Source organism: Thiohalocapsa sp. (assembly GCF_019695415.1).
Lineage (GTDB): Bacteria > Pseudomonadota > Gammaproteobacteria > Chromatiales > Chromatiaceae > Thiohalocapsa.
Genome location: NZ_JAIFKJ010000649.1, coordinates 1 through 3,749 on the forward strand (window position 1 = coordinate 1; position 3,749 = coordinate 3,749).

The 3,749-nt window shown below is 69.1% G+C and carries 4 protein-coding genes and 2 pseudogenes; 3 read left to right on the plus strand and 3 right to left on the minus strand.

Annotated elements, in window-relative coordinates; genetic code table 11:
• Positions 1–89: 89 nt before the first annotated feature.
• The 3 genes and pseudogenes from I6U14_RS17695 to moaD all read left to right on the plus strand — a co-directional run.
• Positions 90–338 (plus strand): annotated as a pseudogene (locus I6U14_RS17695) (molybdopterin-binding protein); the annotation flags it as partial.
• A 15-nt stretch (positions 339–353) separates the two neighbouring features.
• Positions 354–626, plus strand: coding sequence for a hypothetical protein (locus tag I6U14_RS17700; protein ID WP_296901129.1), 273 nt, complete (start codon positions 354–356; stop codon positions 624–626).
• Positions 623–874 carry a molybdopterin converting factor subunit 1 gene (moaD, locus tag I6U14_RS17705; protein ID WP_296901124.1) on the plus strand — a complete coding sequence of 84 codons (252 nt, stop codon included), beginning with the start codon at positions 623–625 and terminating at the stop codon, positions 872–874. Before I6U14_RS17700 ends, moaD begins: the two co-directional genes overlap by 4 nt.
• A 108-nt stretch (positions 875–982) precedes the next feature.
• On the opposite strand, the gene I6U14_RS17710 is transcribed toward moaD, so the two are convergent.
• The 3 genes and pseudogenes from I6U14_RS17710 to bioD all read right to left on the minus strand — a co-directional run.
• A complete protein-coding gene (locus tag I6U14_RS17710) occupies positions 983–1,798 on the minus strand; it encodes a trypsin-like peptidase domain-containing protein (protein WP_367115690.1) in 816 nt (271 codons plus the stop codon).
• Between the two features lie 73 nt (positions 1,799–1,871).
• Entirely contained in the window at positions 1,872–3,110 is a 1,239-nt protein-coding gene (locus I6U14_RS17715) for a D-alanyl-D-alanine carboxypeptidase (RefSeq protein WP_296901127.1), read from the minus strand.
• A gap of 146 nt (positions 3,111–3,256) precedes the next feature.
• Positions 3,257–3,574 (minus strand): annotated as a pseudogene (bioD, locus tag I6U14_RS17720) (ATP-dependent dethiobiotin synthetase BioD); the annotation flags it as partial.
• Positions 3,575–3,749: the final 175 nt, after the last annotated feature.

Genomic DNA, 3,749 nt, shown 5'->3' on the forward strand with positions numbered 1-3,749 from the left:
TTGTTTTTATGCTACGGCGCCCACCCAGCTTGCACTCGGCTCCGTGGGCGGCAGCGTCAGAGGTTTAGAAGAGACAGCCGGATACCCGCGAGGCGACCCGCGCCGCGCTCGCCGACGGCGCCGACCGGGCCGATTTGGTGCTCGCAAGTGGTGGTGTCTCCGTCGGCGAAGAGGATCACGTGCGCCCGGCCGTCGCCGAGCTTGGCCGTCTCGACCTCTGGAGCGTTGCGATGCGCCCGGGCCGTCCCCTCGCCTTCGGCCACATCGCAGACACGCCCTTCATCGGCAGCCCCGGTAATCCTGTGTCGCTGTTCGTCACGTTCTGCCTGTTCGCACGGCCTTTCATCCAGCGCATGCAGGGCATCGACCCGCTGCCCACGCCGCGGCGCATTCAGGCCGCCGCGGGCTTCGACTGGCCAAAGCCCGACCAGCGCCGAGAGTACCAGCGCGCCCGGCTGGTTGTGGACGCCGCCGGCCAGGCCAGTGTCCAGGTGTTCGCCAGCCGCTCCTCGGCCGATCTCACTTCCTTGACCTGGGCGGATGGCCTGGTGGAGCTGAAGGAAGGCCAGTCTTTCCAGGCCGGCGCCACGGTCGGCTTCATTCCGTTCACGGAGCTCCTGACATGATCCGCGTGCGCTATTTCGCGAGCCTGCGCGAAGCGCTGGGCACCGCCGAAGAAGCACTAGCGCCGGAGCACGCGGGCACGGTGGCAGAGATCCGCGCCGGCCTTTGCGAGCGCGGCGGCGCCTGGGCGGCGGCGCTCGGCGACGGTCGCCCGGTGCTCGCCGCCGTGAATCAGCTCATGGCCGGTCCTGACACCCAGGTGACGGACGGAGACGAGCTGGCCTTCTTCCCGCCGGTGACCGGCGGCTGAGGCGGCGCGGGCTCGGCGTTAGCCGGTCGCTTAGTTGGATGGGGGTTGGGGGGCGGAACGCGCTTCGTTTGTCCGCCCCGCGTCGTGGGCGTCCTGCCAGGATCGGTGTCAGCGCTCGCCGAGCATCCGCCGCACGGCCCGCTGCACTCGGTTGGAGGGCACCGAGAAGCCGATGCCGACGTTGCCGCCGGAGGGCCCGATGAGGGCGGTATTGATGCCGACGATGCGCCCGGCGAGGTCGATGAGGGGGCCGCCGGAATTGCCTGGATTGATGGACGCATCGGTCTGAATCAGCTCGCCCAGGCTGTCGTCGGCGATGCCGGTGCGCCCTACCGCGCTGACAATGCCCGAGGTGACGGTCTGGCCGAGGCCGAAGGGGTTGCCGATAGCGAGCACAAAGTCGCCAACCTCCAGGGCGTTGGAGTCCGCGAAGTCCAAGTCCGGTGCCTCCAGCGGCATGATACGCAGCACGGCGACATCGGTGCCGGGGTCACGGCCGATGAGCCGGGCCTTGAAGCTGCGCCGGTCCTTGAGGGTGACGGTGATATCCCGGGCGTCTTCGATGACATGGGCATTGGTGAGGACGAGCCCGCGGCGGGCATCGACAATGACGCCGGAGCCGACGCTCTCGCGCCGGCGGAGCTCCTCCGGCGCAGGCGGCTCGATATCGAACTGCTCCAAAAACTGCCGGAACGCAGGGTCCGTGAGGAAGGGATGATCTTCCAGCGAGACCTCGGAGATCACGGCGACGTTCACCACCGCCGGCGTGACACGTCGCAGCAGGGGGGCGAGTGAGGGATAACCGCCGTTTGCCTTCCAGTACGGCGAGGCGACGGGCGCCGGGCGCGGGGCCGTGGCGGCACTGCCCTGCTCCGTCGGCGGTATCAATGGGGCACAGCCGGCGAGCAGCCCCGCCAGCGGCATGGCCAGCATCCGTCGGAATCGGCCCACAGACGTGAGACGCAAAGGCGTTCGGGCTGGTCGCACGCGGTTGGGCTTAGTACCGCGCCAGCGTCGGCGCCGCGGCCAGGGCGCTCGCCACCTGATTGCGGAAGCCGTAGGCGACCTGCTGATTGATCAGCAGGCTGAATGGGGTCCAGCCGCCGTTGCGTCGCACCCAGCCCGCGTAGCAGCTGACACCCCGCAGCGTCCCGGTCTTGGCCCGGACGTTGGGGTTACCGTCCTGCACAGGCACCAGATTACGGTAGGGCTCCATCGCATCCAGCACGTCGATGAGCTGACGCCCGCTCAGGCGGTTGCCGCGGGAGAGTCCGGCACCGTCCTCTATCGCGAAGCTGCGCCAGCCGAATTTGCGCCGCGCCCAGTCCTCCATGGCCCGCTGCGACTGCGCCATGCTGCTCTGTCCGCCGCGCTCGCCCAGCAGCAGGAAGAGGTCGTTCGCGACGAAGTTGGTGGAGTACTCCAGCATGTTCTTCACCACAGTGGACAGCGGCCGGCTGTTGCGATGGGTCAGCAGCAGCTTGGCAGTCGCCGGGGCAGGGCCGACCTCAACGCCGCCGTCGACGCGGATGCCCGCGGCCTCGAGCTTGGCCTCCAGCACTTCGCCGAAATGGCTCAGCGCGTTGTCGCGCGTCTTGAGGTTGACCCGGTGCTTACCAGCGCCCATGGCGGCGCCCATGCGCTGCGCCGTGCGAGTGATGGGCGTCTGCGACTCCGCGCTGCTGACGCGCCCGCCGGAGACATTGACGTTGACCGTATTGAAGTTGACCGCGAGGGCGGTGACCGGCGCGTCATAGGGGTTGTGGCTGGCCGAGCGTCCGGGGATGCGGTCCCCAGCCGCGAAGAGGGTATCGTCCAGGCCGATGCCGCTGACCCGCGAGAGGCCCTGGCGCCGCAACGCCCGCACGGCTTGATCCAGCTCCTCGGAGACGAGATAGGGGTCGCCACCGCCCACCACCCAGAGGCGGCCGTCTCGGCCCTGGCGAAACTCGGTCGTGAAGCTATGGTTGAGCCCCCAGCGATCGATGGCGGCGAGGGCCGTCAGCAGCTTCATGGTGGACGCGGGCACCATGCCCCGGTCCGCATTGTCGGCGATGACCGTCCGCCCGCCCTCTTCCACCACCAAGCTTGCATTACCGAGGGCCAGCGCCTGGCCGATGGGATCGGCCTGCACGGTCGCAGGCCACCAAACCGCGAGGATCGCAAGCAGCAGCCAGGCGACGCAGAGACGGAAGCGGAATGCCGCGCTCAAGCGGCAGGGTTTAAGGGCAGACATGGCTTAAGCTCCCAGAGCTGACATGGCGAACGGCCTACGCGGGCGCGACCCCTCGCCCCACTGCGGGCGGCCGCTCCTCCGACCGCCGCGCCCGAGCTTAGCACGTTGCAGTGACGGCGCCGCGCTCTGGCGGCGAGCGGCGGCGATCAGCGCAGCAGCGGCTGCAAATGGAGGTATTCGGCAACGACCTCGGGCTTCGGCAAATCGAGCCGGGGCACCACGCCCAGGGTGGGGGCATCGATGAGTGCCGCGAGCGTGGCGATGTTCTCGTCCCGCGCCTGCATGTCTGGGTCGATCTCGTTGGCGATCCAGCCCAGCAATCGCACGCCACGGGCGCGGATACTCTCGACCGTCAGCAGGGAATGACTCAAGCAGCCGAGCCTCAGGCCCACCACGAGCACTACGGGGATGCCGAGCGCGTTGGGGAGGTCGTTGACCGCCAGCGCCGGGCCCAGCGGCACCCGCCAGCCGCCGACCGGGTCGTGGTGGAGGGGGTCGGCGTGCGTAGCGAGCGTCGCCTAAGCCTTGCGTATGCGCCCCAGCTTGAGGTCGCAGCCCGCTTTACCGGCGGCGCTCTGCGGGTCGCTGGGTTCTTCGAGCGCGTATGGGTTGACCTCGTCATAGGCGCAATCGCCGCGT

Bases quoted from the DNA above. Each gene is read 5' to 3' on its own strand.
- moaD (WP_296901124.1), top strand. From the start codon at position 623: ATGATCCGCGTGCGCTATTTCGCGAGCCTGCGCGAAGCGCTGGGCACC.
- I6U14_RS17710 (WP_367115690.1), bottom strand. From the start codon at position 1,798: ATGCCGCTGGCGGGGCTGCTCGCCGGCTGTGCCCCATTGATACCGCCG.
- I6U14_RS17715 (WP_296901127.1), bottom strand. From the start codon at position 3,110: ATGTCTGCCCTTAAACCCTGCCGCTTGAGCGCGGCATTCCGCTTCCGT.
- I6U14_RS17700 (WP_296901129.1), top strand. From the start codon at position 354: ATGCAGGGCATCGACCCGCTGCCCACGCCGCGGCGCATTCAGGCCGCC.